General features: G+C 34.2%; 23 protein-coding genes. 13 read left to right on the top strand and 10 right to left on the bottom strand.

The features are described from left to right. Positions 1 to 7 precede the first annotated feature (7 nt). Positions 8 to 775 (top strand): 5'/3'-nucleotidase SurE, encoded by a 768-nt coding sequence (surE, locus tag Q1V95_RS10450; protein WP_300673478.1) that lies wholly within the window; start codon positions 8 to 10, stop codon positions 773 to 775. A gap of 34 nt (positions 776 to 809) precedes the next feature. Here surE and Q1V95_RS10445 read toward each other — a convergent pair whose 3' ends face one another. Continuing rightward, positions 810 to 1,364 (bottom strand): nucleosidase, encoded by a 555-nt coding sequence (locus tag Q1V95_RS10445; protein ID WP_300673475.1) that lies wholly within the window; start codon positions 1,362 to 1,364, stop codon positions 810 to 812. Between the two features lie 318 nt (positions 1,365 to 1,682). Here Q1V95_RS10445 and Q1V95_RS10440 point away from each other — a divergent pair, with 318 nt between their 5' ends. Further along, entirely contained in the window at positions 1,683 to 2,252 is a 570-nt protein-coding gene (locus Q1V95_RS10440) for a Crp/Fnr family transcriptional regulator (RefSeq protein WP_300673472.1), read from the top strand. 183 nt (positions 2,253 to 2,435) lie between these two features. Here Q1V95_RS10440 and Q1V95_RS10435 read toward each other — a convergent pair whose 3' ends face one another. The 8 genes from Q1V95_RS10435 to Q1V95_RS10400 are packed head-to-tail and all read right to left on the bottom strand — an operon-like array spanning position 2,436 to position 9,420. Then, positions 2,436 to 2,783 (bottom strand): nuclear transport factor 2 family protein, encoded by a 348-nt coding sequence (locus Q1V95_RS10435; protein WP_300673470.1) that lies wholly within the window; start codon positions 2,781 to 2,783, stop codon positions 2,436 to 2,438. Between the two features lie 50 nt (positions 2,784 to 2,833). Further along, the gene (locus tag Q1V95_RS10430; protein ID WP_300673468.1) at positions 2,834 to 4,237 is read right to left on the bottom strand and encodes a radical SAM protein; all 1,404 of its coding nucleotides are present in this window, start codon (positions 4,235 to 4,237) and stop codon (positions 2,834 to 2,836) included. Positions 4,238 to 4,246: 9 nt separating this feature from the next. Further along, on the bottom strand, positions 4,247 to 4,480 hold the full coding sequence (locus tag Q1V95_RS10425) for a hypothetical protein (protein ID WP_300673466.1): 234 nt from the start codon (positions 4,478 to 4,480) through the stop codon (positions 4,247 to 4,249). Further along, positions 4,467 to 5,234 (bottom strand): prolipoprotein diacylglyceryl transferase family protein, encoded by a 768-nt coding sequence (locus Q1V95_RS10420; protein ID WP_300673464.1) that lies wholly within the window; start codon positions 5,232 to 5,234, stop codon positions 4,467 to 4,469. Before Q1V95_RS10420 ends, Q1V95_RS10425 begins: the two co-directional genes overlap by 14 nt. Before the next feature lie 58 nt (positions 5,235 to 5,292). Further along, the gene (fabG, locus tag Q1V95_RS10415) at positions 5,293 to 6,036 is read right to left on the bottom strand and encodes a 3-oxoacyl-[acyl-carrier-protein] reductase (protein ID WP_300673462.1); all 744 of its coding nucleotides are present in this window, start codon (positions 6,034 to 6,036) and stop codon (positions 5,293 to 5,295) included. Between the two features lie 13 nt (positions 6,037 to 6,049). Next, complete coding sequence (locus Q1V95_RS10410; RefSeq protein ID WP_300673459.1) at positions 6,050 to 7,462, bottom strand: T9SS type A sorting domain-containing protein; 1,413 nt, start codon at positions 7,460 to 7,462, stop codon at positions 6,050 to 6,052. Between the two features lie 51 nt (positions 7,463 to 7,513). After that, entirely contained in the window at positions 7,514 to 8,188 is a 675-nt protein-coding gene (gene rsmI, locus Q1V95_RS10405; RefSeq protein WP_300673457.1) for a 16S rRNA (cytidine(1402)-2'-O)-methyltransferase, read from the bottom strand. Then, positions 8,188 to 9,420, bottom strand: coding sequence for a hypothetical protein (locus tag Q1V95_RS10400; protein ID WP_300673455.1), 1,233 nt, complete (start codon positions 9,418 to 9,420; stop codon positions 8,188 to 8,190). Before Q1V95_RS10400 ends, rsmI begins: the two co-directional genes overlap by 1 nt. A gap of 128 nt (positions 9,421 to 9,548) precedes the next feature. Here Q1V95_RS10400 and Q1V95_RS10395 point away from each other — a divergent pair, with 128 nt between their 5' ends. From Q1V95_RS10395 to Q1V95_RS10370, 6 genes are all read left to right on the top strand, one after another. Then, positions 9,549 to 10,148, top strand: a complete 600-nt coding sequence (locus Q1V95_RS10395; RefSeq protein ID WP_300673452.1) for a thymidine kinase — start codon at positions 9,549 to 9,551, stop codon at positions 10,146 to 10,148. Between the two features lie 15 nt (positions 10,149 to 10,163). After that, positions 10,164 to 12,611: a bifunctional UDP-N-acetylmuramoyl-tripeptide:D-alanyl-D-alanine ligase/alanine racemase gene (locus Q1V95_RS10390; protein ID WP_300673450.1), complete on the top strand. Its 2,448-nt coding sequence runs from the start codon at positions 10,164 to 10,166 to the stop codon at positions 12,609 to 12,611. A gap of 2 nt (positions 12,612 to 12,613) precedes the next feature. Continuing rightward, the gene (locus Q1V95_RS10385; protein WP_300673448.1) at positions 12,614 to 14,770 is read left to right on the top strand and encodes a patatin-like phospholipase family protein; all 2,157 of its coding nucleotides are present in this window, start codon (positions 12,614 to 12,616) and stop codon (positions 14,768 to 14,770) included. 4 nt (positions 14,771 to 14,774) lie between these two features. Next, the gene (gene ybeY / locus Q1V95_RS10380; RefSeq protein WP_300673446.1) at positions 14,775 to 15,194 is read left to right on the top strand and encodes an rRNA maturation RNase YbeY; all 420 of its coding nucleotides are present in this window, start codon (positions 14,775 to 14,777) and stop codon (positions 15,192 to 15,194) included. Positions 15,195 to 15,251: 57 nt separating this feature from the next. Beyond that, a complete protein-coding gene (gene mnmG, locus Q1V95_RS10375) occupies positions 15,252 to 17,114 on the top strand; it encodes a tRNA uridine-5-carboxymethylaminomethyl(34) synthesis enzyme MnmG (protein WP_300673443.1) in 1,863 nt (620 codons plus the stop codon). Positions 17,115 to 17,256: 142 nt separating this feature from the next. Then, complete coding sequence (locus tag Q1V95_RS10370) at positions 17,257 to 18,081, top strand: class I SAM-dependent methyltransferase (protein WP_300673601.1); 825 nt, start codon at positions 17,257 to 17,259, stop codon at positions 18,079 to 18,081. A 217-nt stretch (positions 18,082 to 18,298) separates the two neighbouring features. Here Q1V95_RS10370 and Q1V95_RS10365 read toward each other — a convergent pair whose 3' ends face one another. Then, a complete protein-coding gene (locus tag Q1V95_RS10365) occupies positions 18,299 to 19,492 on the bottom strand; it encodes a phosphoglycerate kinase (RefSeq protein ID WP_300673441.1) in 1,194 nt (397 codons plus the stop codon). 634 nt (positions 19,493 to 20,126) lie between these two features. Between Q1V95_RS10365 and rpiB the strand changes: the two genes are divergently transcribed. From rpiB to Q1V95_RS10340, 5 genes are all read left to right on the top strand, one after another. After that, positions 20,127 to 20,558, top strand: coding sequence for a ribose 5-phosphate isomerase B (rpiB, locus tag Q1V95_RS10360; RefSeq protein ID WP_300673438.1), 432 nt, complete (start codon positions 20,127 to 20,129; stop codon positions 20,556 to 20,558). 54 nt (positions 20,559 to 20,612) lie between these two features. Beyond that, positions 20,613 to 22,760 (top strand): ribonuclease R, encoded by a 2,148-nt coding sequence (rnr, locus tag Q1V95_RS10355; RefSeq protein WP_300673436.1) that lies wholly within the window; start codon positions 20,613 to 20,615, stop codon positions 22,758 to 22,760. Positions 22,761 to 22,845: 85 nt separating this feature from the next. Beyond that, a complete protein-coding gene (locus tag Q1V95_RS10350) occupies positions 22,846 to 23,532 on the top strand; it encodes a LysE family transporter (protein WP_300673434.1) in 687 nt (228 codons plus the stop codon). Position 23,533: 1 nt separating this feature from the next. Further along, positions 23,534 to 24,469 carry an LD-carboxypeptidase gene (locus Q1V95_RS10345; protein ID WP_300673431.1) on the top strand — a complete coding sequence of 312 codons (936 nt, stop codon included), beginning with the start codon at positions 23,534 to 23,536 and terminating at the stop codon, positions 24,467 to 24,469. Positions 24,470 to 24,471: 2 nt separating this feature from the next. Further along, a complete protein-coding gene (locus tag Q1V95_RS10340; protein ID WP_300673429.1) occupies positions 24,472 to 24,840 on the top strand; it encodes a YraN family protein in 369 nt (122 codons plus the stop codon). Positions 24,841 to 24,870 lie beyond the last annotated feature (30 nt).

Here is a 24,870-nt window from a genome sequence, read left to right as displayed (position 1 = left end):
TACAATTATGAAAAAACCCTTGATATTAGTGACTAATGACGATGGCATAACTGCGCCTGGCATTAGAAATTTGGTAAACTTTATGAACGAAATTGGTGAAGTTATTGTCGTTGCTCCCAATTCGCCTCAAAGCGGAAAAGGTCATGCCATTACCATTAACCAAACCCTGACCTACGAAGAAATCAATCTTGATGGTCCTCAAACAGATTATGCATTAAGCGGAACACCTGTTGATTGTGTAAAATTCGCTTTGGATAAGATTCTAACTAGGAAACCAGACATCGTGGTTTCAGGGATTAATCATGGTGCTAATTCTTCCATTAACGTTATCTATTCGGGGACGATGTCAGCTGCTGTAGAAGCTGGTGTAGAGGGTTTACAAGCCATTGGATTTTCGTTGTTGGATTTTTCTTGGGATGCAGATTTTACGCAAGCCAAAGAATATATTCAAGCTATTGTTAAAAAAGTTCTTGACAATCCGCTTCCAAAGGGAGTTGTTTTAAATGTCAATATTCCTAAACTTCCTAAAGACGAGATAAAAGGTGTAAAAGTCTGCAAACAAGCTCATGCAAAATGGGAAGAAAGTTTTGATGAGCGCGTTAACCCACATGGAAAAAAATACTATTGGTTATCTGGATATTTTAACAATATGGATCATTCTGAAGACGCTGACGAAACGGCTTTAGCTGATGGCTACATATCAATTGTTCCTGTCAAATTTGATTTAACTGCTCACGAATATCTTAAAGAGCTAGATTCGATAATGAAGTTTTAAAATAGAAAACGGTCAAAATAATTTGACCGTTTTTTTATCTACCTAAAGCCTTACTCAAAGCTTCGGATGCTTTTTTGACTTCAAGATTCCAGTCATCAACAGCATTGCCATCTGCGCCATCAGAAATATATTTTAAAGCTAAAAAAGGAATATTCTCCAATTTTGCAACTTTTGCCAAAGCATAAGCTTCCATTTCTATCACATTATATTCGTGATTGTTATGTTCCATTTCGAATTGATCACCAGTTCCACAAATTCCGATTGGAAGCTCTGACAATGCAATTCCATTATCCAAAATAATCGCCGAATTTTCAAAAGGTGTTTCAAATTTTGAAAATCCCAAAGCTGAAACTTCCATATCACGTTGGATAAACTGCATACAACAAACAACGCTTCCTCTGTCAAAAACTGTACTTCCAGCTGTACCAAGGTTAATGATAATGTCTGGTTGATATTTCGCAATCGCTTTGGTCAAATAGTAAGTTGCATTGACTTTCCCGACACCAACAAAGACTTTGTTATCTTTTCCAAAATGTCCACCAGCTTCGCTTTCTAAGGCAAAAACAAAAAGTGGACTCTGAAAAGTCATATTATTAATTTTAATCATTTTAATAAAATATGAGCAAAGCTAAGGATTTAATCATCATTCGAAATTTCAATAATAGCTTTAGAAATTAATGCAAAAATAAAATAAATCATTTATGACGAAAAGTTTTATATTAACAACAAGACCGTTTTTTCAGAAACAAAATTAAAAACAATACAAAAATCAACAGAAAATATTACAATAATGCCCAAATATGATTTATTAACTTCAAAAGTCCCCTATTTTAACAAAAGTTTATGGCTTACAAATTGTTAGGTAATCTACTGAACAAAATTTAATTATTATTAAACAATCAATAACATGATTACATACCGCGAATATCTTGAGTTAGCCGGCATCAAAATGAGTGATGATGATTGGGAAATATATGAGCCAAGACTTGAAAAAGTAGATTATAAAAAAGGCGATCTTATCATTAAACAAGGTGATGTTGAAGACTATCTTTCCGTGATTACAAAAGGCATTGCGCGTTACTATATCGAAAAAGACGACAAAGAAATTACCTTAAATTTTGTATTTGAACATAATTATTTTAGTGCTTACGAGTCCTTTTTAACAAGAAAACCAAGTCCATACAATATTGAAGCATTAACAGATGTTAGTCTTTGGCGCTCTTCATACGAAAGTTTTAAATATTTTCACCAGCATGCAAGTATTGGGAATTACCTTGGACGAATTGCAGCAGAGGGACTTTATCTTAGAAAAGCAGAACGCGAAATTTCTTTTTTGACAGAAACTGCAGAACAGCGCTATCTTTATTTATTAGAAAAAGATAAAAATCTGTTGCAGAAAGTTCCACTCAAATATATTGCTTCATATATTGGCGTTACACCACAAGCTTTAAGCAGAATCCGAAAGCGAATTAGTTAACCCAGGTTCATTTACTCGCATCAGAATTAATAATACATTTGCCACAACAAAACGGTTTTAAAAACACACACAAATGATGTAAAAAGGCTTTTGAAAATTTTCAAAGCCTTTTTTGACCACAAAGTTAATTTATACTGAAAAACATTAACCGAATACAGTATTATATACTATTTTTCTTCGCATTTATTCAGTATAGCACGCAATCATTTTGCAGATTTTATTTTCTTTATTAAAAAACATCCATTCGATGGCATTTTTATCTAAGATTGATTTGTAATACAGAGCTACACAATTCACTCCTTTTGTAACATCATAGAGCTCAAATTTTAAATCTGGAATTTTCTGTAAGGCTTTTTTCCAATATTCACCAACATTTTGTTTCCCTTTTAAAGTTCCACTGTCATTGCCAGTTGCCATTTTTATCATTGGTGTCGTGATTTCAATATCATCGGAATAATGTTCTAAGATTTTCTCCAAATTATGGGAGTTCCATACATTAATCCACTCCTTTGCAAATTCTTGAATATCCATTTTATCTTTCTGCTATGCTAACTAAATTGTTTGTTAAAAGGTTTTTCTTTTTAAAACAAAACCCTCGTATCGTTTCTTAATTCCTCCAAATATTTTTTCTTGTCATCTCGGTAAAAGAGATTCATGGTTTCGAAAGGAATCATTTTTAAATCTTTATCCACGATATGGACACACGATTTTTTAACCGCACGAACATCAAAATCGTGAGCATCCATAAAATTCATGATTATAATTCTAAACAAATTGTCATAACCCAAATCTGGTGCAACAACTTCGGGGAGACAACATAATAATTGATTAACTTTTGGCTGAACTTTATCCACCGAAATTCCAGTACTGAAAATATCGATGAGTTGCATTTTCAAACCTTCATCTTGTTCGTAAACAATGGTATTTTTAGACTCATTATTCAGTAAATCAGCTGGATTGATGTAGCGAGTTAAAGGAATAATTTCATCATTTAATTTTAAAATATATCCCATTGCCAAAGCATCTGGATTACACGGAACGGGAATAATATCATCAGCATTTAAAGCTGGAAACTGATTTAAAATTTCTTGTCGAACTTCTGTTAATGTAATTTTTTCGCCTGCCGAATCTTCACGATTTCGTCCCGCAATTTCTACAGGTTGGAAGGTAATTCCTCGGACGCATTTTTGTTTTAAAGCAAAATCAATGATTTTTCCAATTTCATCAATATTTTTACCTTGTTGCAAAACAACTACAAGGGTTGTTGAAAGATTTAATTCATTCAATTTTGTTAAAGCTTTCATGCGAACATCCGTCAAATCTTTTCCTCTGAAATCTTCCAAAACTTCTGGTTTAAAAGAATCAAATTGAAGATAAATCTCAAACTCAGGTGCGTAAGTTGCCAATTTTTCCGCAAAACCAGCATCGTTGGCAATTCGGATTCCGTTGGTATTTAACATTAAATGTTTTATCGGTTTCGACTTGGCAATATCCATGATTTTAAAAAACTCTGGATGAATGGTTGGTTCTCCACCACTAATTTGTACAACATCGGGCTCGCCTTCGTTTCTTACAATCGTGTCGAACATCGCTTCGATTTCTTCCAAACTTCGGTGACTTCCGTAATGCGGCGAAGACATTGCGTAACAAGTCGGACAAGTGAGATTACATCGATCTGTAACTTCTACAATTGACAAGCAGCTATGTTGCTCATGATCTACGCACAATCCGCAATCGTAAGGACAACCATACGCAACATCTGTCCCAAAATGCAAAGGCATTTCGGAGGCTTTGTTATAATTTCTGATGTTTTTATAATACTCAACATCGGTGGCGATTTTAGTTTTAAAAAATCCATGGTCAGGACAACGTTTTGTCATAAAAACCAAATCGTCTTCAATGATAATTTTGGCGCCAACGCGCTTCAAACATTCTGGACAAAGGCTTATCGTATAATCGTAATAAGTATAATTTCTTACTGGCATAACTTTGTTTTATAATTGGAAACCACAAATAAATCCTCCTGCGGTAAAAATTAAAAGTCCTAGAAGAATTCCATAAAGCGGATACTTAAATTCGTATTTTTTGTCTCTATTGGAAGCTGCAATCATTGCTAAAATAAGAGCATATAATATTGAAACACAAAATGTAACTACACCCGAGATAAGAAAAATAATGCCGAATATGGCTAAATCGCCACCAAAATTACCACCTTCAAGAAATATCATAGCTTAATTTTTTAATTGGTTTCTGTTTTTTGATTAAATAAATATAGTAAATGATCACCAATAAACACACAATTTGAATTGTGCTTAAATTTAAAAATACATTGTATCTCGGTTTTATGAAGTCTAACAGAAAGCGAAAAGAAAAATAACTTAACATAAAAACCTGAAATAGAAATCCTGATTTATAAGTATAATTTCGCTGCAAATATTTAATGAAAATAAATAAAACCAACAGAAAAAACATTTCGTACAACGCAACTGGATGACGTAAATATTTGTCCCCTAAATGCATTCCGAAAATCGTATCTGTCGGAAGTCCGTAAGTTTCCTCATAAATACCTGTAAAGAAGCAGCCAATTCTGCCAATAAACATTGCAACAATCAATGGATAGACCATTCTATCGCCTGTACTCTCTTTTTTACCAATAATTTTTTTCATTAACTCGACGCCGATTAATCCGCCAGCCAAACCACCAACAATTGTATTATTTAACCAAATGTAAGCCAAGGTCTTTGGTGCTTTCATTAAGTCCAAAGGTCTTTCTAAAGAGCCAATAACATGCGAGCCAACTAAGGCGCCAAAAGTTGCTGCAATGACAATCAAAAGCGAATTGACACTACTAAATTTTTCGGTGTCTTTTCGTTTTAACCAAGTATAATAGCGCATCGCAACAAAAATCCCAAGAGATTCTGTAATGGGATGCAGCAAAATATCTTTTCCGAAAAGATGAAGCGTAACAGGAAAATCTATCATAAAATGAAGATATAAAAAAAGCAGCCCGAAAGCTGCTAAATATTTAAAAAAATCTTGACTAAGTCAACATTCCGCCATCTACGTTAATCACTTGTCCCGTGATATAACCTGACATATCGCTTCCTAAAAATACGCAAGCATTAGCCACATCTTCCGGCTGTCCACCACGCTTCAACGGAATTGCATCTCTCCAACCTTTAACCGTATTTTCATCCAAAACAGCAGTCATTTCAGTTTCGATGAAACCTGGTGCAATCACGTTGCAACGGATATTACGAGAACCTAACTCCAAAGCCACAGATTTTGAGAATCCGATAACCCCTGCTTTAGAAGCTGCGTAGTTTGCCTGTCCAGCATTTCCTTTAACACCAACCACAGAAGACATATTGATAATCGAACCAGATTTAGCTTTCATCATTGGCTTAATCACCGCTTTTGTAAGGTTAAATACAGAATCCAAATTTACTTTGATAATCGTATCCCAATCGTCTTTCGACATTCTCAACATCAAATTATCTTTAGTAATTCCAGCGTTATTAATCAAGATATCAATTTGTCCAAATTCTGCCATAACATCGTCTACCAACTTTTGTGCGGCGTCAAAATTGGATGCGTCAGATTGGTAAGATTTAACAGTAGTAATTTTAGAAAGTTCCTCTTCCAAAGCTTTTGCCTTATCAACAGATCCTGCATAAGTGAAAGCCACTTTTGCGCCTTGCGCTGCAAAAACTTCGGCAATTCCTTTTCCGATTCCTCTTGTTGCACCTGTAATTAAGGCAACTTTTCCTTCTAATAGTTTCATAAATCTTAATTAATTATTGTTTAATAAATTTTTGATTAGCAACTCCCACATTACTAATAATTTGCATCATATATGCTCCTGTTGGTAAATCGGAAGTGTTTAATGTATAATTTTTACTAGATATTTTTTTTTGAAAAATAACTTTTCCGTCCATATTAACTAATCGTATTATTTTAATTTCCGTTTCACCGTCAACATTAATAAAGTCAGTTGCAGGATTCGGAAAAACATTGTATTTCGGTAATATACTATTATTTACAGAAAGTATTTTATCATCAAAAATTCGAGCAATTCCTCTTCTTTGTATATTATTATATGTTAAAAACTCGCCCCCTACTAAAATTTTACTATCTTTTTGCAATTCAATTGTATTAATAACATCATCCGAACCAGCTCCTGTTTCAAAATTAAGATCCACTTTTCCATTATCTTCCAATTTTGCTAAATAGTGTCTAGAGTGTCCATCAATGAAGCTAATTTCTCCAGCAATAAAAATGCTTCCATCTTGTTTTACTAATACTTTTTTCAAAAAAGATCCTGTCTCATGTTCGACTCTATCTCTGTCTAAAATAAGGAAAGAAGAATCAAGTTCTCCATTTCTTTCTAAACGAGCAAGATACTTATTTGGCTGATTAAAATCTTCACTATTGAATCTAAATATCCCTGCCATTAAGATTTTTCCATCGTTTTGCAAAGCAATGCTATTTACTACCATTCCAGGATTCATATTAAGAATATCCGTTTTGAAAGAATAATCTTTTGTGCCGTCTGTATTTATCCTAACAACCCCGTTTGATGCATCGCCTCCAAAAATAGTTGCCGCAGCAAGAATTTGACCGTTTTCCAACAGCAGTATATCATTGACAATAGACTCTGAAGATATAAATCCATTTGCATTAAAGCTTTCGTCCAAAGATCCGTCAGAATTTAATCGGGCTATTTTATGGTGCTCTTTATTATCATAATTCAAAAATCCCCCACAAATAATAATTTTACCATCTGGTTGTATAAGAACTTTTTTTATTGAGATATCTGTGCCTCTTCCAGTATTAAACGAAGTATCTACAGTTCCATCAGTATTCAATCTGCATATATTTTGCCCCGTATTTCCTGACATCCAAAAACTGCCTACTACAAGAATTTTTCCATCAGATTGAATGGCTATATCTGAAATTCCTCCTCCATATATCGGTGTAACAAAAGTACTATCTTTAGTACCATTAGAATTTAGTCTTGCTATACAAAATGTACCCCCATAATAGCCACCAACCAAGATTTTACCATCATTTTGTTGTTTTATACTCCCAACCCAAATGGGCTCAATATTTTCACTCGCTATAAATGGATTAAAATGAATATCTAGACTTTGACTATTTAAAATAAAAAAAGAAAGTCCAGAAAAAAGAATAAAAATTTTTTTTTTCATTTTGTAAATTTATAGACAAATATAAACATCTTTTGTTGCGAAAAAATTAACTCAAAAAATATTATTAACAATCAACACAATCTCACCTTTTAAAGTTTTGCTTTTGGAGAATTCAATTAACTCGTTGATTGTTCCGCGTTTAGTCTCTTCAAACTTTTTGGAAATCTCACGACTAAGACTCACTTTGGTTTCTTCGCCGAAGAACTCCTTTATCTGTTCCAAAGTTGTGTTAATCTTATGCGGACTTTCGTAAAGAATAATGGTTTTTTTCTCCTCGGCAAGTTGCTTTAATTTGGTTTGACGACCTTTTTTCTGGGGTAAAAAACCAGCAAAATAAAAATCGTGATTCGGCAATCCCGAAACAACCAAAGCCGGAACAAAGGCCGTTGCTCCAGGCAAACAAATCATTTCGATATCGTTATCTGCGCCAGCTTTTGCCAACAAATATCCAGGATCCGAAATCCCAGGCGTTCCTGCATCTGTGATAATGGCAATATTTTGACCATTTTGTAAATCCTGAATCACCTTTTCCGTAGCTTGATGCTCGTTATGCAAGTGATAGGATTTCAACGGTTTAGCTATTTCATAATGCTTTAGCAAAACACCAGAAGTTCTGGTATCTTCACATAAAATATAATCGACTTCTTTTAGAACTTTAATCGCTCGAAAAGTCATGTCTTCCAAATTCCCAACTGGCGTCGGAACAAAGTATAAAATGCCCGACATTACACAAATCTATTTTCTACCAAAGTCCAAAGACGTTGCGCATAACTATCTGCTTTTTCCCAATTTTTGTGATAATATAGATCACTTAAAAATTCTTTGGCAGCATCCAAATTGTCGAATTCGTTCAGTTTATGAATCACTTGGTTAAGTTCAACTTGACTATTTTTGAATAAATGTTGGGTAAACGCGATTTTATCATTCAAATCCAAACGGAATTCTGGTTTTGGTTTTGGCGCTTCCATATAATCTGTCGGCATATTATTTCTGCCAAGACTACCAATATTTTTATCCTCAGAAGCAGATTCTGTAGTGTGAATTCGCTCTAAAGGATCATCATCAAACAATGTCTTGCTAATGCCTTTAATATTTGATAATTTGATTTTTTTAGCATTTTGAGCATCTTCGGAAGTATCAGAATCTCTATCATTAAATTTAGATTCTTGAGATTCCTCAACGATTTTTTCAACAGGTTTCTCCTCAGATTTTTCTTCAGAAACCACGTTATGAATAACTTCAGGCTCTTCCAATTTTTCCTCTGTAACTGTGTCAGTTATGTGAGAAATACTTTCCGTCGAACTATCTTCGATTTTATCTTCAGAAACCGAAATTTCAGAAACCAAACTTGGCTCCTCAACTTTAGGTTCTTCTGTTGGACTTTCGTTGCCATGACTCATCGCAAAAGAAAATTGACTTTCCTTATTTAGAAACTCTGCTGGTTCTTCTAGCTTTTCGTCAACAACTTCGGGCAACTCTTCAACATCATCTTCTTTGAACATTTCGTTATCCGATAAGTCGAGATGGTCATCCTGCGTTTCAAATTCTTCATCAATATCCTCATGAAGTTCATTATCTTCAACTTCGACAAGTTCTTCTTGATGTGCTTCTGCTAAAATTTGATTGTCGATTAAATCCAAATCATCATCTTTTTCTTCCTCCTCTTCATCAGTTGCATTTTCAACAAAACTTGGCTCAGAGACAATTTCTTCTTGAGAAACTTCCTCCGGCTTTACAATTTCCTCATGTACAATTGCTGGAACAATTTGAGATTTTTGCAAAATATGGTTTAGTCCAAATGCTTCACTTAATTTTAAAAAAGTTGCTTTCTCTGACAGTTCTTTGATCAAATTTTCCTTTTGAAGAAGGTCATCAATCGAAGAAATTTCGTTTAATTCTTCAATAATATTTTGAATATCAAGAAACAACTCGTCTTGGATTTCTTGCAGCCCATTCATAACAATCTAATTATCTTTTTCGTAATTTTGAAACTTATTTATAAGTCAAATCTCAGCTTTCGAAACTTCAAAAATTGAAGTAAAGAATCCTTGAAAATTTTGGCTTATATGAATTGCTAAATTAAAGAATGTTTTTAGAAAATACAATAAATCATTCTAAACAGAGTGGTTGGATGGAAGTTATTTGTGGATCGATGTTTTCTGGCAAAACAGAAGAGTTGATTCGCAGATTACGACGCGCCGAAATGGCCGGACAAACAGTGGAAATTTTTAAACCGAAAATCGATACACGATATTCGGATGAAGATGTTGTATCGCATAATCACAACAAAATTCCGAGTACAGCAGTGGATTCTTCTAACGAGATTCTGCTTCTAGGCTCGCATTGTGATGTTGTGGGCATCGACGAAGCGCAATTTTTTGACGAAGGCATCGTCGAAGTTGCAAACCAATTGGCAAATACTGGCACCAGAGTGGTCATTGCAGGTCTCGATATGGATTTCCTTGGACGACCTTTTGGTCCAATGCCAAATCTTATGGCAACTGCGGAATATGTTACAAAAGTGCACGCTATTTGCAAAAGAACCGGAAACCTTGCGAACTATTCGATGAGGATTTCTCATGGTAAAGACATTGTTGAACTTGGTGAAACTGAAAGCTACGAAGCGGTTAGCAGACGGGTTTTCATTGACGAAGTTCTGTCAAAAAATAATCAGGAGTCAAAATAATGATTCCACAAAAAAATGAAATATACAACTCAAGAACTTGCATTTTTTACCAATTCTGAATTGATTGGTAATCCAAAATTGGTTGTCAAAAATATTGCTTTTGACAGTCGAAGTATCTATTCTACAAAAAACACAGCCTTTATCGCCATCAATTCGAGCAAAAATTCTGGTGAGAATTATATCGAAACGGCAATCGAAAAAGGCATCGATGTTATTATCAGTGAGAAAAAAACATCTGACAATCCTAATATTACGTGGATTATTGTAAAGAATAGCTTGCAATTCTTGAGGCAACTTGCTAAATATCATTTCGAAAATTCTTACATAAAAAGTATCGGAATTACGGGAAGTAATGGTAAAACTATTCTTAAAGAATGGCTTTATCAAAGTCTTTGGAATGAATACCAAACCGTAAAAAGTCCAAAAAGTTTTAATTCTCAAATTGGACTTCCACTCTCTTTACTACAAATAAATGCTAGTTCTGAACTCGGAATTTTCGAAGTTGGAATTTCTAAACCCAATGAAATGGAATTGCAGGAAGAAATCTTCCATCCCAACATTGGTGTTTTGACTTATATAGGTTCTGCACATTCTGCAAATTTCGACGATGAAGTAAATCTTATCGACGAGAAAATAAAGCTTTTCAAACATTCGAAAACGATAATTTACAACGGTGATAAAGATTTGGTTGTTAATAAAATAAATAATCTTTATTCAAGTAAAAAATTAATTAGTTTTGGTTTTAAATCAAATAACGATATCCATATTCTTAATGATTATAAAAACCGTCAAGAATTTGTAAAGGTTAAAGTTTTTGATGATGAAATCGATTTTGAAGCAAGTACGCGTGATGAAGCGACTTTGTGCAATGCTTTAGCTTTAATTGCAGTTTTAAAAGAGCTTGGTTTCTCAAACTCAAAAATTTTAGAAAAAATAAATGCACTACAAGCGATTGAAATGCGTTTGGAAAGTATCGAAGGTATTCGTAATAATCTGATTATCAATGATTCGTACAATCTAGATTTAGATTCACTTAAAATAGCTTTTCAGTTTGTTCAGGAATATAACAAAGCGAAAAAGTCTTTGGTTTTAACTGATTTTGTAGATTCAGATTCTCACAATCCTAGTTTCTACAAAGAAGTTATGGACTTGGTGAACGAGCAAAATTTTGAGCAAGTTTTCTTGATAGGCAATCAAATTACAAATTTTGTTAAATCATTAAAAGCAAAAGCTTATTGTTTTGATTCAACCGAAAGTTTCATAGAAAGTAAAGTCTTTGAAGATATTGAAAATCAATTAATTCTATTAAAAGGTGCTCGGAAATTTGAAGTCGAACGCATCAAAGAAATTTTAGAATTAAGAAAACACGAAACACGATTAGAGATTAATCTTAATGCTCTTCTTCATAACATCAATGTTCATAAATCGCTTTTGAAACCAGAAACCAAAATGATGGCAATGGTTAAAGCTAATGCTTATGGATTAGGAAGTTTTGAAATTTCAGAATTTCTTCAACATCATCATATTGATTATCTGGGCGTTGCTGTTGCTGACGAAGGCGCCGATTTAAGAAAAAAAGGCATCACGACTCCGATTATTGTGATGAATCCGGAGCAACACAGCTATAGAACTGTTATTGAGTACAATCTAGAGCCAGAAATCTACAGTTTCCGCGTTTTGGAACTATTCTGTCAAGAGTTGAAAAAGCTTGGTATTACAGAGAAATATCCAATCCATATCAAGCTGGAAACAGGTATGCATCGATTGGGTTTCAAAGAAAATGAAATTCCTCAGTTGGTCGATTTTGTTAAAGAAAACAATGTCAAAATACAAAGTGTTTTTAGCCATCTCGCTACTGCGGATATGCCCGAAGAAAAACAATACGTTGAATTTCAGCTAGAAACATTCAAAAGACTTTCTGATAATTTAGTAAATTTACTAGGTTATCAACCAATTCGCCATATTCTTAATTCATCAGGAATTCTTAATTATACTGATAGTCAATACGATATGGTCAGAATTGGTATTGGTATGATGGGAATTGCGTACAACGAAGAAATTCAAAAAAAATTGCAAAGTGCGGTGAGTTTCAAAACGGTTATTTCGCAAATTTCCGATATAGACATTGGAGAAACAGTTGGTTACGGAAGACGTTTTAAAGCTGATCATGAATCAAAAATAGCTACTGTACCTGTTGGTTACGCGGATGGTATCCCAAGGTTAATTGGAAGAGGCATTGGCAAAGTCAATGTCCAAAATCAATTGGTTCCTATTGCTGGCACAATTTGTATGGATATGTTGATGGTTGATGTGACAGATATTTCGGCAAAAGAAGGTGAAGATGTCATCATTTTTGCAGAAAAACCAAGCTTAATGGATTTCGCAGACTACTGCAACACGATTCCTTATGAGGTTTTGACTTCGATATCGCCTCGGGTAAAAAGAGTATATATAAAAGATTAATAATGAAGAATTTTTGGATATTATTAGCGTTTGTTTGTTTTAATTTGTTTCAATCACAAGTTAAGGAGCCGCTAGTCATTCCAAAAAATGCTAGAATTGGTCTTTCACTTAGTGGCGGTGGTGCCAAAGGCTTTTCGCATGTTGGTGTTCTCAAAATCATCGATTCTTTGGGAATTAAAATCGATTATGTATCTGGAACCAGTATGGGCGCCATTATTGGTGGACTTTACGCTGCTGGATATACAGGAAAAGACATCGAAAAAGTGGTGATGGATACAGACTTTTATTCATTAATTACCGATCCAACCTCAAGAAAAGATGCTACTTTTTTTAATAAATCAGTTGACAAATACCTTTTGAACATTCCGTTAGAAAATGGCAAAGCCAATTTTCCGTCTTCTATTTCGACAGGACAACGAAATGTTTATATGCTGAAAGAGCTTCTTAAAAACGTTTCTAATGTGACAGACTTCTCCAAGTTGCCCATTCCGTTCTTATGTGTCGCAACCAACTTAGAAAGTGGTAATATGCAAATCTTTGATAAAGGTGATTTGGTACAATCTATTATGGCGAGTTCTGCATTTCCATCTTTGTTAGAGCCAGTAAAGATTGGCGACAGCCTTTATGTTGATGGTGCGATGACGGTCAATTATCCCTCAAAACCTTTGAAAGATCGAGGTATGGATATTGTCATCGGTGTGGATCTTAACCAAGGTCTAGCAAAGCAACAAGACCTTAAAAGTATGCTTTCTATCCTTAACCAAATTATCGATTTTGGAATCCAACGAGATACAAAGAGACAGTATAAATATACCGACATCAACATAAAACCTGATTTATCGGGAATGACGGCGACGAGCTATGACAATAAGAAAAGTATTCTCGATAGTGGCTATGTTGCGGCAAAAACTTTTGAAGTGGTTCTTAACAAACTTCCAAAGCGCGACTACGAACGTCTTAGAGTCCCAATTAACCCCATTTACAGCAATGTTTACAAAATAGACAGCCTTGTACTTGAAAATAGCAAAATCTATGGTAAAAACTACGTTTTAGGGAAACTAGGACTTCGAACGCCGTCGATGCAGACCTATGGTAGCATCAACAAAATGATTGATAAACTTTACGCCACCAACAACTACAAAATTATCAATTATGATATTGTTCAAAACGCTGAAACCAATTATTTAAAAGTACAAGTTACAGAAGACAACACCCGTAACTTTATAAAGTTCGGTCTTCACTACGATGAAATTTTTAAAACAGGTTTGTTGCTTAATTATTCGGCAAAACGATTGTTATTTAAAAACACAGATTTGTCTCTTGATTTGGTTGTAGGAGATAAACCTAGATATTATTTTAATTACTTTATTGACAACGGCTACATTCCAGGCTTTGGGCTTTATGCATCGGGAATGAGTTATGAATTATTAAATAAAAGTAAAAACATTATTGAGGATTGGAAGTGGTTCCGAAATGAAGCTTATCTACAATCGATTTGGAAGGACAAATATGCACTTGGTGGCGGTATTAGCTTTGATTATTTTGACTCTGAAGATGCAGCTGGACAAAATTACAATTCGGACAGATATCTCAATCTTTACGCATTTATAAAAAGTGATACACAAGATGATAAGGATTTCCCAACAAGAGGTTTTTATCTAAATACTGAAGTTAAAGTTTTGGATGTTTTCTCATCTGAGCTCGAAAAGAAACCTGTACAAGCAAAAGCTGACATTCGTATGAGTTTCCGAATTTCGAAGAAGTTTACTTATCGTCTGAATTTGTTTGGAGGTTTAAGTTTTGGAGACGTTATCCCCCACTTCTACCAATACCGTTTAGGTGGGATTTTTGAACAAAATTTAGGTAATATCAAATCGATGTCAGGCTATCAATTTGGACAACTTAATGATAATAATCAATTGTATGTTTCAAATGATTTGCAATTTCGATTTAATAAAAACTACTACATCATTGGGAATTTTAGTTTTGCAAACATGTTTGATAGTTTCGATTTAGAAGAAACCGCAAAAATTAATTACAGTTCAGTAGGTATCACGGTTGGTTACAAATCACCTTTTGGACAGATTAAAATTAATTTCAGCCAATCACTTAACAAACAAAAAGGAATTTTCAGTGTGATATTAGGACACTGGTTTTAAAATTATGATACAATTTTTCTTTGAAGACGTAGAAAACAACATTCAACCGAGCTATGCCGATTGGTTACAAGAGCTTATTATAGGTGAAGAAAAAAAGCTTGGCAAGGTTAATTATATCTTGTGCGATGATGATTATTTATTAAAAATAAATCAAGATTTTCTACAACACGATTACTATACCGACATCATTACTTTTGATAAGGTTAAGGGTAAAACAATAAACGCTGACATTTTCGTATCTTTGCAGCGTGTAAATGACAATGCTAATCTAATGCAAAAATCAACAGATGAAGAGTTACGAAGAGTTCTCGCTCATGGCCTACTCCACCTTGTTGGTTACAAAGATAAATCTGATGAGGAGCAAAAAGAAATGCGCTCCAAAGAAGATTTCTACTTAGCATTATTTGCCGAAAAGTATATTTAATTTAAAAATGTTTCACGTGAAACATTTTGTTTTTTTTATTATTAAACTGAACTAAAAATGATTTCAGACATATATGACGTTATCGTCGTTGGTGCAGGACACGCAGGCTGCGAAGCCGCTGCCGCTGCTGCCAATCTAGGCTCAAAAACATTAATGGTAACCATGAATATGCAAACCATTGGACAAATGAGCTGTAATCCAGCAATGGGAGGAATTGCAAAAGGACAAATCGTAAGAGAAATTGACGCTATGGGTGGCTATTCTGGTGTTATTTCTGATAAGTCTGCTATTCAATTTAAAATGCTAAACCTATCTAAAGGTCCTGCAATGTGGTCTCCTAGAACACAAAACGACCGTATGTTGTTCGCACAAGAATGGCGTATTGCTTTAGAAAACACAGACAACTTAGACTTCTTCCAAGATATGGTTAAAAACCTTATAATCGAGGATAACAAAGTCGTTGGTGTTATCACTTCACTAGGTATAGAAATCCGAGGAAAATCTGTCGTATTAACGAATGGAACATTCTTAAATGGATTAATCCACGTAGGAGATAAACAACTTGGCGGTGGCCGAATGGGAGAACCTAGAGCTTACGGAATAACGGAACAATTAGTTTCTTTAGGCTTCGAATCTGGTAGAATGAAAACAGGTACACCACCGCGTGTTGATGGTCGTAGTTTGGATTATTCTAAAATGGAAGAACAGTCTGGAGACGAAAATCCACAAAAATTTTCTTATCTAGACACACCAAAACTTAAAGAACAAAGAAGCTGCTACATCGTCTATACCAACGAAGCAGTACATGACGTTTTACGTTCTGGATTTGATAGAAGCCCAATGTTTAATGGAACTATTCAAAGTTTAGGACCCCGATATTGTCCAAGTATAGAGGATAAAATCAATCGATTTGCTGAGCGAACAAGACATCAACTTTTCGTAGAACCAGAAGGTTGGAACACCGTCGAAATCTATGTTAATGGATTCAGTTCTTCACTTCCAGAAGATGTACAAATTAAAGCTATGAAATTAATTCCAGGTTTCGAAAATGTAAAAGTTTTCCGTCCTGGTTATGCAATCGAATATGATTACTTCCCTCCTACTCAACTTTATCATACCTTAGAAACTAAGTTGATTCAAAACCTTTATTTTGCAGGACAAATAAATGGTACAACAGGTTACGAAGAAGCGGCAGGACAAGGCTTAATTGCTGGAATTAATGCAGCATTAAAAGTTCAAGATAAACCAGAATTTACTTTAAGTAGAGATGAAGCTTACATCGGTGTTCTAATCGATGATTTAATCACAAAAGGCACAGAAGAACCATACAGAATGTTCACTTCTAGAGCAGAATACAGACTACTTTTAAGACAAGATAATGCCGACATTAGATTAACTGAAAAGTCATATAATCTTGGTTTAGCAACACAAGAAAGGCTAGATCGCGTTAAAGATAAAATAGCTAAAAGTCAACAACTTGAAGACTTTTTACGAGAAACTTCTTTAAAACCTGGTATCATAAATCCAATCTTACAAAGTATAGAATCTAGTCCTGTCGACCAAGCTTACAGAACTGCACAGATTCTTACAAGACCAAATATGACGCTTGAAAAACTGGAAGAAATCCCAGCCATTAAAGAATTTGCAAGCCAATTTAACAACGAAGTAAGAGAACAAGCTGAGATTAATATTAAGTATAAAGGTTACATCGAAAAGGAAAAAGAAAACGTTTCTAAACTAAATAGATTAGAAAATATCAAGATTCCTGAAGACTTTGACTTTACAAAAATATCAAGTTTATCATCCGAAGCGAAGCAAAAGTTAAGTAAAGTCATGCCTAAAACAATTGCCCAAGCGGGAAGAATCAGCGGTGTATCGCCAGCAGATATTAATGTATTATTAGTATATCTAGGGAGATAAATTGTGGATAACTTGTTAAATGTTTCACGTGAAACATTTATTTAAGCCAAAAATAACAAAGAAATACAAGATTGTGGAATTGTGGATAACTTCAATTCCACAATACTTAAATAAAATAAAAAAAACGATTCATCTTACTTTAATGAAGATAAAAGATCATTTTCTAAGCCAAGAAATTTTTGAATTAAAAGAAACCGAAACCAAAGGTGTTTGGAAAACCTCCCCTATTCCATCGAATCTTTCAAAATATTATGAAAGCGAAGATTACATTTCGCACCATCAAGATAGCGGAAGTGCAAAGGAAAAATTATACAAATTTTTACAAGGTTTCAATCTTTCTTACAAGAAAAATATACTTTCAAAAAGTCTCAATTCTGGTCAAAATCAAAAAGTTTTAGACTATGGTTGTGGTGCTGGAGAATTTGTAAAATGTATAGAAAATGATTTTACAACTTTTGGATTCGAACCAAATGACGATGCAAGAAATGCTGCAAAACAAAAAACAAGCAAGACTACTTTAGTATCGAATCTAGATGACATTGAAGATCACTCATTAGATGCGATTACACTTTGGCACGTTTTCGAGCACGTGGAAAATCAAGAAGAGATGCTTTCTATATTTTACAAAAAATTAAAAGCCGACGGAAAACTAATTATTGCAGTTCCAAATCCAACTTCGCACGATGCGATTTTTTATAAAGAATTTTGGGCAGCCTATGATGTACCTCGACACGTTTTTCATTTTTCAAGAAACGGAATGTTGAAGCTAATGAATAATAATTCTTGGAAAGTAGAAAAAGTTAAGCCTCTCCTACTCGACTCGTTTTATATTTCTATGTTGAGTGAAAAATATAAAAAATCGAGCCTTTTTTGGCTAAAAGCAAGTTATCGCGGAGCGATTTCTAACATAAAAGCATCATTTTCGGGCGAATATTCGAGTTTGATATATATTATCGGAAAAGTTTAGAAAATCGATTTTTAAGCTATTTCTGAAAGCCGATTTTTGAGCATTTTGTGACTTTTTTGTGGAAAACTTCCAATTTTTAGAAAATCCAACAAAAATTTTGAAACTAAGAAAACCTCCTGAGAATCGCTTGAAAAAAAATTCCAAGTCCTTAGTAAAATCTAAGACATAAAAAAACCGACAAAAATTGTCGGTTTTACTTTTTTATGATTTTATAAAATTAATCTTTATTAATAGCAGCAACTCCAGGAAGTTCTAATCCCTCCAAACTTTCTAACATTGCACCACCACCTGTCGAAACATAACTAACCTTATCAGCATAACCGAATTGCTTCACAAAAGCAACACTGTCTCCGCCACCAACTAAAGAAAATGCTCCTAACTTGGTCGCTTCTTCAATACTATCACCTAGAGCAACAGTTCCTCCAGCGAACTTCGACATTTCGAAAACACCAATTGGTCCATTCCAAAGAATCGTTTTAGAATTTAGGATAACATCATTAATTTTATTTCTAGATTGATGACCAGCATCCAATCCCATCCAACCCTCAGGAATTTCGAAAACATTAACTTCCTCTGTATTTGCATCATTGCTAAATTGGTCTGCAATAATAACATCACTTGGCAAATAAACTTCAACTTTATGCTGTTTTGCTTTCTCAAGAATTTCTAAAGCCAATTGTAATTTATCATCTTCCACCAAAGAGTTTCCAATCTTTCCACCTAAAGCTTTAATGAAAGTAAATGCCATACCACCACCAATAATTAAATTATCAATCGCTGGTAAAATATTTTCAATAATTGTAATCTTTGTAGAAACTTTTGAGCCTCCAAGAATCGCAGTTACAGGTTTTTGTCCAGATTTAAGAACTTTATCAATCGCTTCTAATTCTTTAGCCATCAACAAACCGAAAAATCTAGTTGAAGGAAAAAACTTAGCAATTACTGCAGTTGAAGCGTGTGCTCTGTGTGCTGTACCAAAGGCATCATTAACATAAGCATCACCAAGTTTTGAAAGTTTTTCAGCAAAAGCTTCATCGCCTTTCTCCTCTTCTTCATGGAATCTAAGATTCTCAAGCAAAAGAATTTCGCCAGCTTGTAAAGCTGCAGCAGCTTGTTCCGCTTTTTCACCAATAGACTCATCCACAAATTTAACTTCTTTTCCTAAAACTTTAGAAACTTCCGAAACAATATGCTTAAGCGAAAATTTATCATTAACTTCACCTTTTGGACGACCAAGATGCGTCATCAAGATAACAGAACCGCCGTCAGCAAGAATCTTTTCTACAGTTGGTTTTACTGCAACAATTCTCGTGTTGTCTGTTACATTAAGATTGTCATCCTGTGGTACATTAAAATCGACACGCACCAAAGCTTTTTTTCCAGAAAAATTGAAATCCTTAATTGTTTTCATTCGTATTTATTAAATTTATTTCAGATTGGTTTGATATTTGAAATACTAGTTTCAACGATTACAAATGTAAGATTTCTCTTTAGCAAAAAACGAACTTTTCACACAAAAGATTCCACATCGCTACAACAATCATTATCTAACATTTTTTTAATTTTTAAAAGAAAGAAATATTGTTACTGTATATTGTAGTTGTGAGTTTTGTGGAAAACTAAAATCAAGTTTTTTGATAACATTTAATTTAAACTCAATTCATATTCTATTAACATTTATTAAGTTTGATTTTCAATTCTTTAACATAGTTTTCCACAAATGCTAGTAATTATTGAAATCGAATATATTTGGATAAAACAGCTGGGGAAAATCTTAGGATTAGCTCGCCAAAAGTTTTTTTAGTTTGGGAATTGTTTTTCGGAATTAAAATTGCAATAAGAATTTTGTCTGAAACTAAAAAACACAAATTCGACTTAGTTTTCCACAATTGTTTCGGTAGTTTTCCACAGGTTTTGGTGGGAGATATTAACAAAGTATTAATTCTTGGAATTTTATTTGTGGATTCTCGCTGTACAAAGATTCTCAATCACAAGAATAATATTAAATTTGTAGGAAATCTATCTAATATTATATAAAGTAAATTATGAAAAAAATAGCTATCGCCGCTGACCATGCAGGTTTTGAGTATAAAGAATATCTTAAAGAACAATTGAAAGATAAATACGAAATTCAGGATTTCGGGACACATTCTTTGGATTCTGTAGATTATCCAGACTTTGTGCATCCTGCGGCTTCTTCGGTTGAGAATGGTGATAACGTCCTAGGAATTTTGATTTGTGGTAGTGGTCAAGGTGTACAGATTACAGCCAACAAACATCAAAAAATCCGTTGTGCACTAGCTTGGATGCCAGAGATAGCAGCACTTTCTAGACAACATAACGATGCGAATATGATAGCTTTACCTGCTAGATTTATCGCAAAAGAACTGGCTTTGGAAATCGCAGAAAAGTTTCTGACAACCGATTTCGAAGGCGGAAGACATCAGAACAGAGTTAACAAGATTGCCTGTTCTTAACTGTAAAAACCTTAGTATTTCTTAAAATATTAAGGTTTATTAATTTTTAAACCTATGAAAAGAAATAAAAGTCAAAAAAACGAGCTTAAACTCCTAGAATTAGGACGTATTATTCTTCGTTTTATGAATCAGAATACCAACAAAATCTATAATTATAAGCAGATTGCTAATGGTATCGATTACAAAAATCCAAGACAACGAGAATTGGTGATACAAGCCTTGCATCGTCTTCTTGCAAATGAAAAAATTATTGAAAGTGAAAAAGGAAAATATATCCTTAACCTAAAGATTGAAGGTGCTTTGACAGGTATCATCGATTTTAACCAAAGTGGTAACGCTTATGTTAAAGTTGAAGGTATCGAAGATGATATTTTTATCCATCAAAAAAATGTTAAAGATGCCTTGCAAGGTGACAAGGTAATGATTGTCACGTACCATTTTAAAGGTAGAAAACTGGAAGGTTCGGTGCTTAATGTTATCGAACGTGCCAAAGATACCTTTGTTGGGACGTTCCAATATATTGCACACAAGGAGTTTGGTTTTGTTGTATTTGACAATAAGAAAATCATTAACACCGATATTTTTGTACCAAAGGGAAAATTCCATGATGCACAAGATGGTGATAAAGTGATTGTTAAAATGACAAAATGGGAGCCAGGAAGCAAAAATCCAGAAGGAGAAATCATCGAAATTCTTGGAAAACCTGGTGAACATGAAACCGAAATCCATGCGATTTTGGCAGAATATGGTTTGCCTTATAACTTCCCACCAGAAGTAGAAAAAGAAGCCAACGAACTTGACACCACTATCCAAGCTGACGAAATTGCAAGACGTTGGGATATGCGCGATATCTGTACTTTTACCATCGATCCAAAAGATGCAAAAGATTTTGATGATGCGCTTTCCATTCAAAAATTAGATAACGGAAATTGGCAAATTGGTGTTCATATTGCGGACGTTTCGTATTATGTTCGTCCTGGGACTTTACTGGATGACGAGGCTTATTCTAGAGCGACTTCTGTATATTTGGTTGACCGCGTGGTGCCGATGTTACCAGAGGTTTTGAGTAACGGCGTATGTTCTCTTCGACCTAATGAAAACAAATATACATTCTCTGCGGTTTTCGAATTGGATGATCAAGCAAAAGTTAAAAAACAATGGTTTGGTCGTACAGTAACGCATTCTGACAGAAGATTTACTTACGAAGAAGCGCAAGAACGTATCGAAACCAAAGAAGGCGATTATCAAGAAGAAATCAATAAACTTGATGATCTGGCAAAGATTCTTCGTGAAGAAAGAATTGCTGACGGTGCGATTACTTTTGACAGAAGTGAAGTACGATTTAACCTAGATGCAGACGGCAATCCGATTGGTGTTTATTTCAAAATAAGTAAAGATGCCAACCATTTGATTGAGGAATTTATGCTTTTGGCAAATAAAAAAGTGTCCGAATTTGTGTCTTTAAATAAAAGAAGTGAGCCATCTAACAATACTTTTATATATCGTGTTCACGAAGATCCAGATCCTACCAAATTAAATGCTTTACGCGATTTTGTTGGTAATTTTGGTTACAAAATGAACTTGGCAAATACCAAAACAACAACCGAAAGTATGAACAAACTTTTGAAAGATGTTAAAGGTAAAGCCGAAGAAAATATGATCGAAACTTTGGCAATGCGAAGCATGAGCAAAGCTAAATATACCACCGAAAGTCTTGGACATTACGGATTAGGATTCGAGTATTATTCGCATTTTACGTCGCCAATCCGTCGTTATCCGGATGTTATTGCACACCGATTGTTACAACATTATCTAGATGGTGGAAAACCTGTTGATGCTGCGGAATTGGAAGAGAAAGCGAAACATTGTAGCGCGATGGAGCGTCTGGCTGCCGAGGCAGAAAGAGAATCGATCAAATACATGCAAGTTAAATTTATGGAAAAACACGTTGGTGAATTCTTCACAGGTGTTATTTCTGGTGTTTCGGACTTTGGCTTCTGGGTAGAAATCCCTGAAAATGGTGCCGAAGGTATGATTAAATTAAGAGATTTAACGGATGATTCTTATAGCTTTGACGCCAAAAATTATGCTATCGTTGGTAGCAAAAGTGGCAAAACTTATCAATTGGGTGACCAAGTGAAGATAAAAGTTGTAAAAGCTAATTTGGTTGCTAAGCAGCTGGATTTCAAGATTATTGATTAAATTTTTATATAAAGAATTTTTGATAAGCTATAAATTAAGTTTGGGTTTATTAAAAATTCTTTTTCTTTGCAAGATACTATAAGCTATGTTAGAACTTATTTTATATGCAATCGTCCTTGGGATAATGCTAAGTTTGGTCTTTATAGGACCGATCTTTTTTCTCCTAATAGAAACCAGTTTTTCGCGAGGTCCCAAACATGCTTTGGCATTGGATTTTGGCGTAATAACGGCGGATTTGCTTTGCATCGTTGCTGCATATTATGCGAGTGCCGATTTGGTCCAACTTATCGATAAGCATCCCTCCTTTTACCGGATTTCGGCGCTCCTCATATTTGTATATGGCTGTATTATGCTGGTTTCCAAAACCAAAATGCACATCAAAGGTGAAGAGAAAATGATTGGTAGAAATTATTTTAAAACCTTTGCCAACGGCTTTTTACTTAATTTGTTAAATGTTGGCGTTATCTTATTTTGGTTGGTGACAGTTGTTTCTGTTCGCAATCAATATCCGGATACCAACAATTTTATCCTATATATTGGGATTGTTATTGGGACATATTTGGCAATTGATTTGGCTAAAATTTTCTTAGCAAAACAATTCCATGATAAGTTGACACAAAAGGTCGCAAACGCTATTAGGAAAGGTGTTGGCGTTATTCTGATACTTTTTAGTTTCTTTATATTTTTACAAAGTTTCAAGAAGTTTAATCAGTTTGATAAAAAGCTAGAAGAAGCCGAAAAAACTGAAGTTAAATACAAACGTTCAAAATAAAATGAGTAACATTATTTTTCCTGAAAGTCTTCAAAAAGATGATAAAATTGCGATTATTTCGCCAGCTGGTTCTGTTGAAGAATCCCAGTTGCAGACCACGTTGGATTTGATTGTTTCTAAAGGCTATCAACCTGTTTTAGGGAAAAATGCTTTAGAAAAATTTCAAGATGGTTACAGTTATGCTGGCAACGAGGCGCAAAGAATAGAAGATATTAATTGGGCGCTTAACGATTCCGAAATTAAAGCTATTTGGGCAACACGAGGCGGTTATGGCTGTCAACATCTTTTGGAACATATCAAATTGAATGACTTTAAGAAAAATCCAAAATGGTATATCGGTTATTCGGATAACACGGCTGTGCAAAGTTTTCTTCTAAAGAAAGGTTTTGCAAGCATCCATGGACAAACTATTAAGACATCTTCTTTTGGTTGTAGCGAAGAAAGTTATGATTTGATTTTTGATATTCTGAAAGGTGAAAAACTGGATTATACTTTTAAATCAAATTCGTTTAACAAAAAAGGAAATGCCGAAGCTCAAATTGTTGGCGGAAATTTAGCCCTAATTTATGCGCTTTTAGGAACCAAATATTCTTTCGATTTTAAAGATAAAATCTTGTTTATTGAAGATATTGGCGAAAATTTTTATGCTTTAGACAGAATGTTGATGAGCCTCGAATTGGCTGGCGTTTTTAAAGTCATTAGCGGACTAATTGTTGGTGGAATGACCAATATGGGCAGCGAGACCGAAAACAAAGCTTTTGAGGAGTCTTTTGACCCTTTTGCTTATCATCTTATCGAACATCGTCTTAAAGATTATGATTTCCCTGTTTTGTACGATTTTCCGAATGGACATATTTTCGACAATCGACCAATTATTCTAGGCGCCGAGGTTGAATTAAATATTGGCAAAAAATCTGAGGTTATTTTTAAATCTTAAAAATGTCAGAGCATTATGATTTCGGAAAACGGGCAGAAGATGCCGCTTGCGCGTTTCTAGAAGCTAAAAATTATCAAGTTCTGGAACGTAATTTTCGATTTCAAAAAGCCGAAGTTGACATTATAGCCAAACAAAATAATGTCTTGGTAATTGTTGAAGTTAAAGCGAGAAGCGACAATCATTTCATCAATCCCGAAGAGGCTGTTAATAAAAAGAAAATGAAACTTCTCATTATGGCGGCTGATGCTTATTGTCAGAAATTAAATGAAGAATTGGAAGTCCGATTCGATATCATTTCTGTTTTAAAATCGAAAGAAGATACTTTAGAAATACAACATATCGAAAACGCTTTCCAAAGCCACGAAATATAAAAGCTCCGAAAATTTTCGGAGCTTTTAGTT

The sequence above is a fragment of the Soonwooa sp. genome, from assembly GCF_030151385.1.
GTDB lineage: Bacteria > Bacteroidota > Bacteroidia > Flavobacteriales > Weeksellaceae > Soonwooa.
This window is presented reverse-complemented; position numbering and strand designations above follow the sequence as displayed.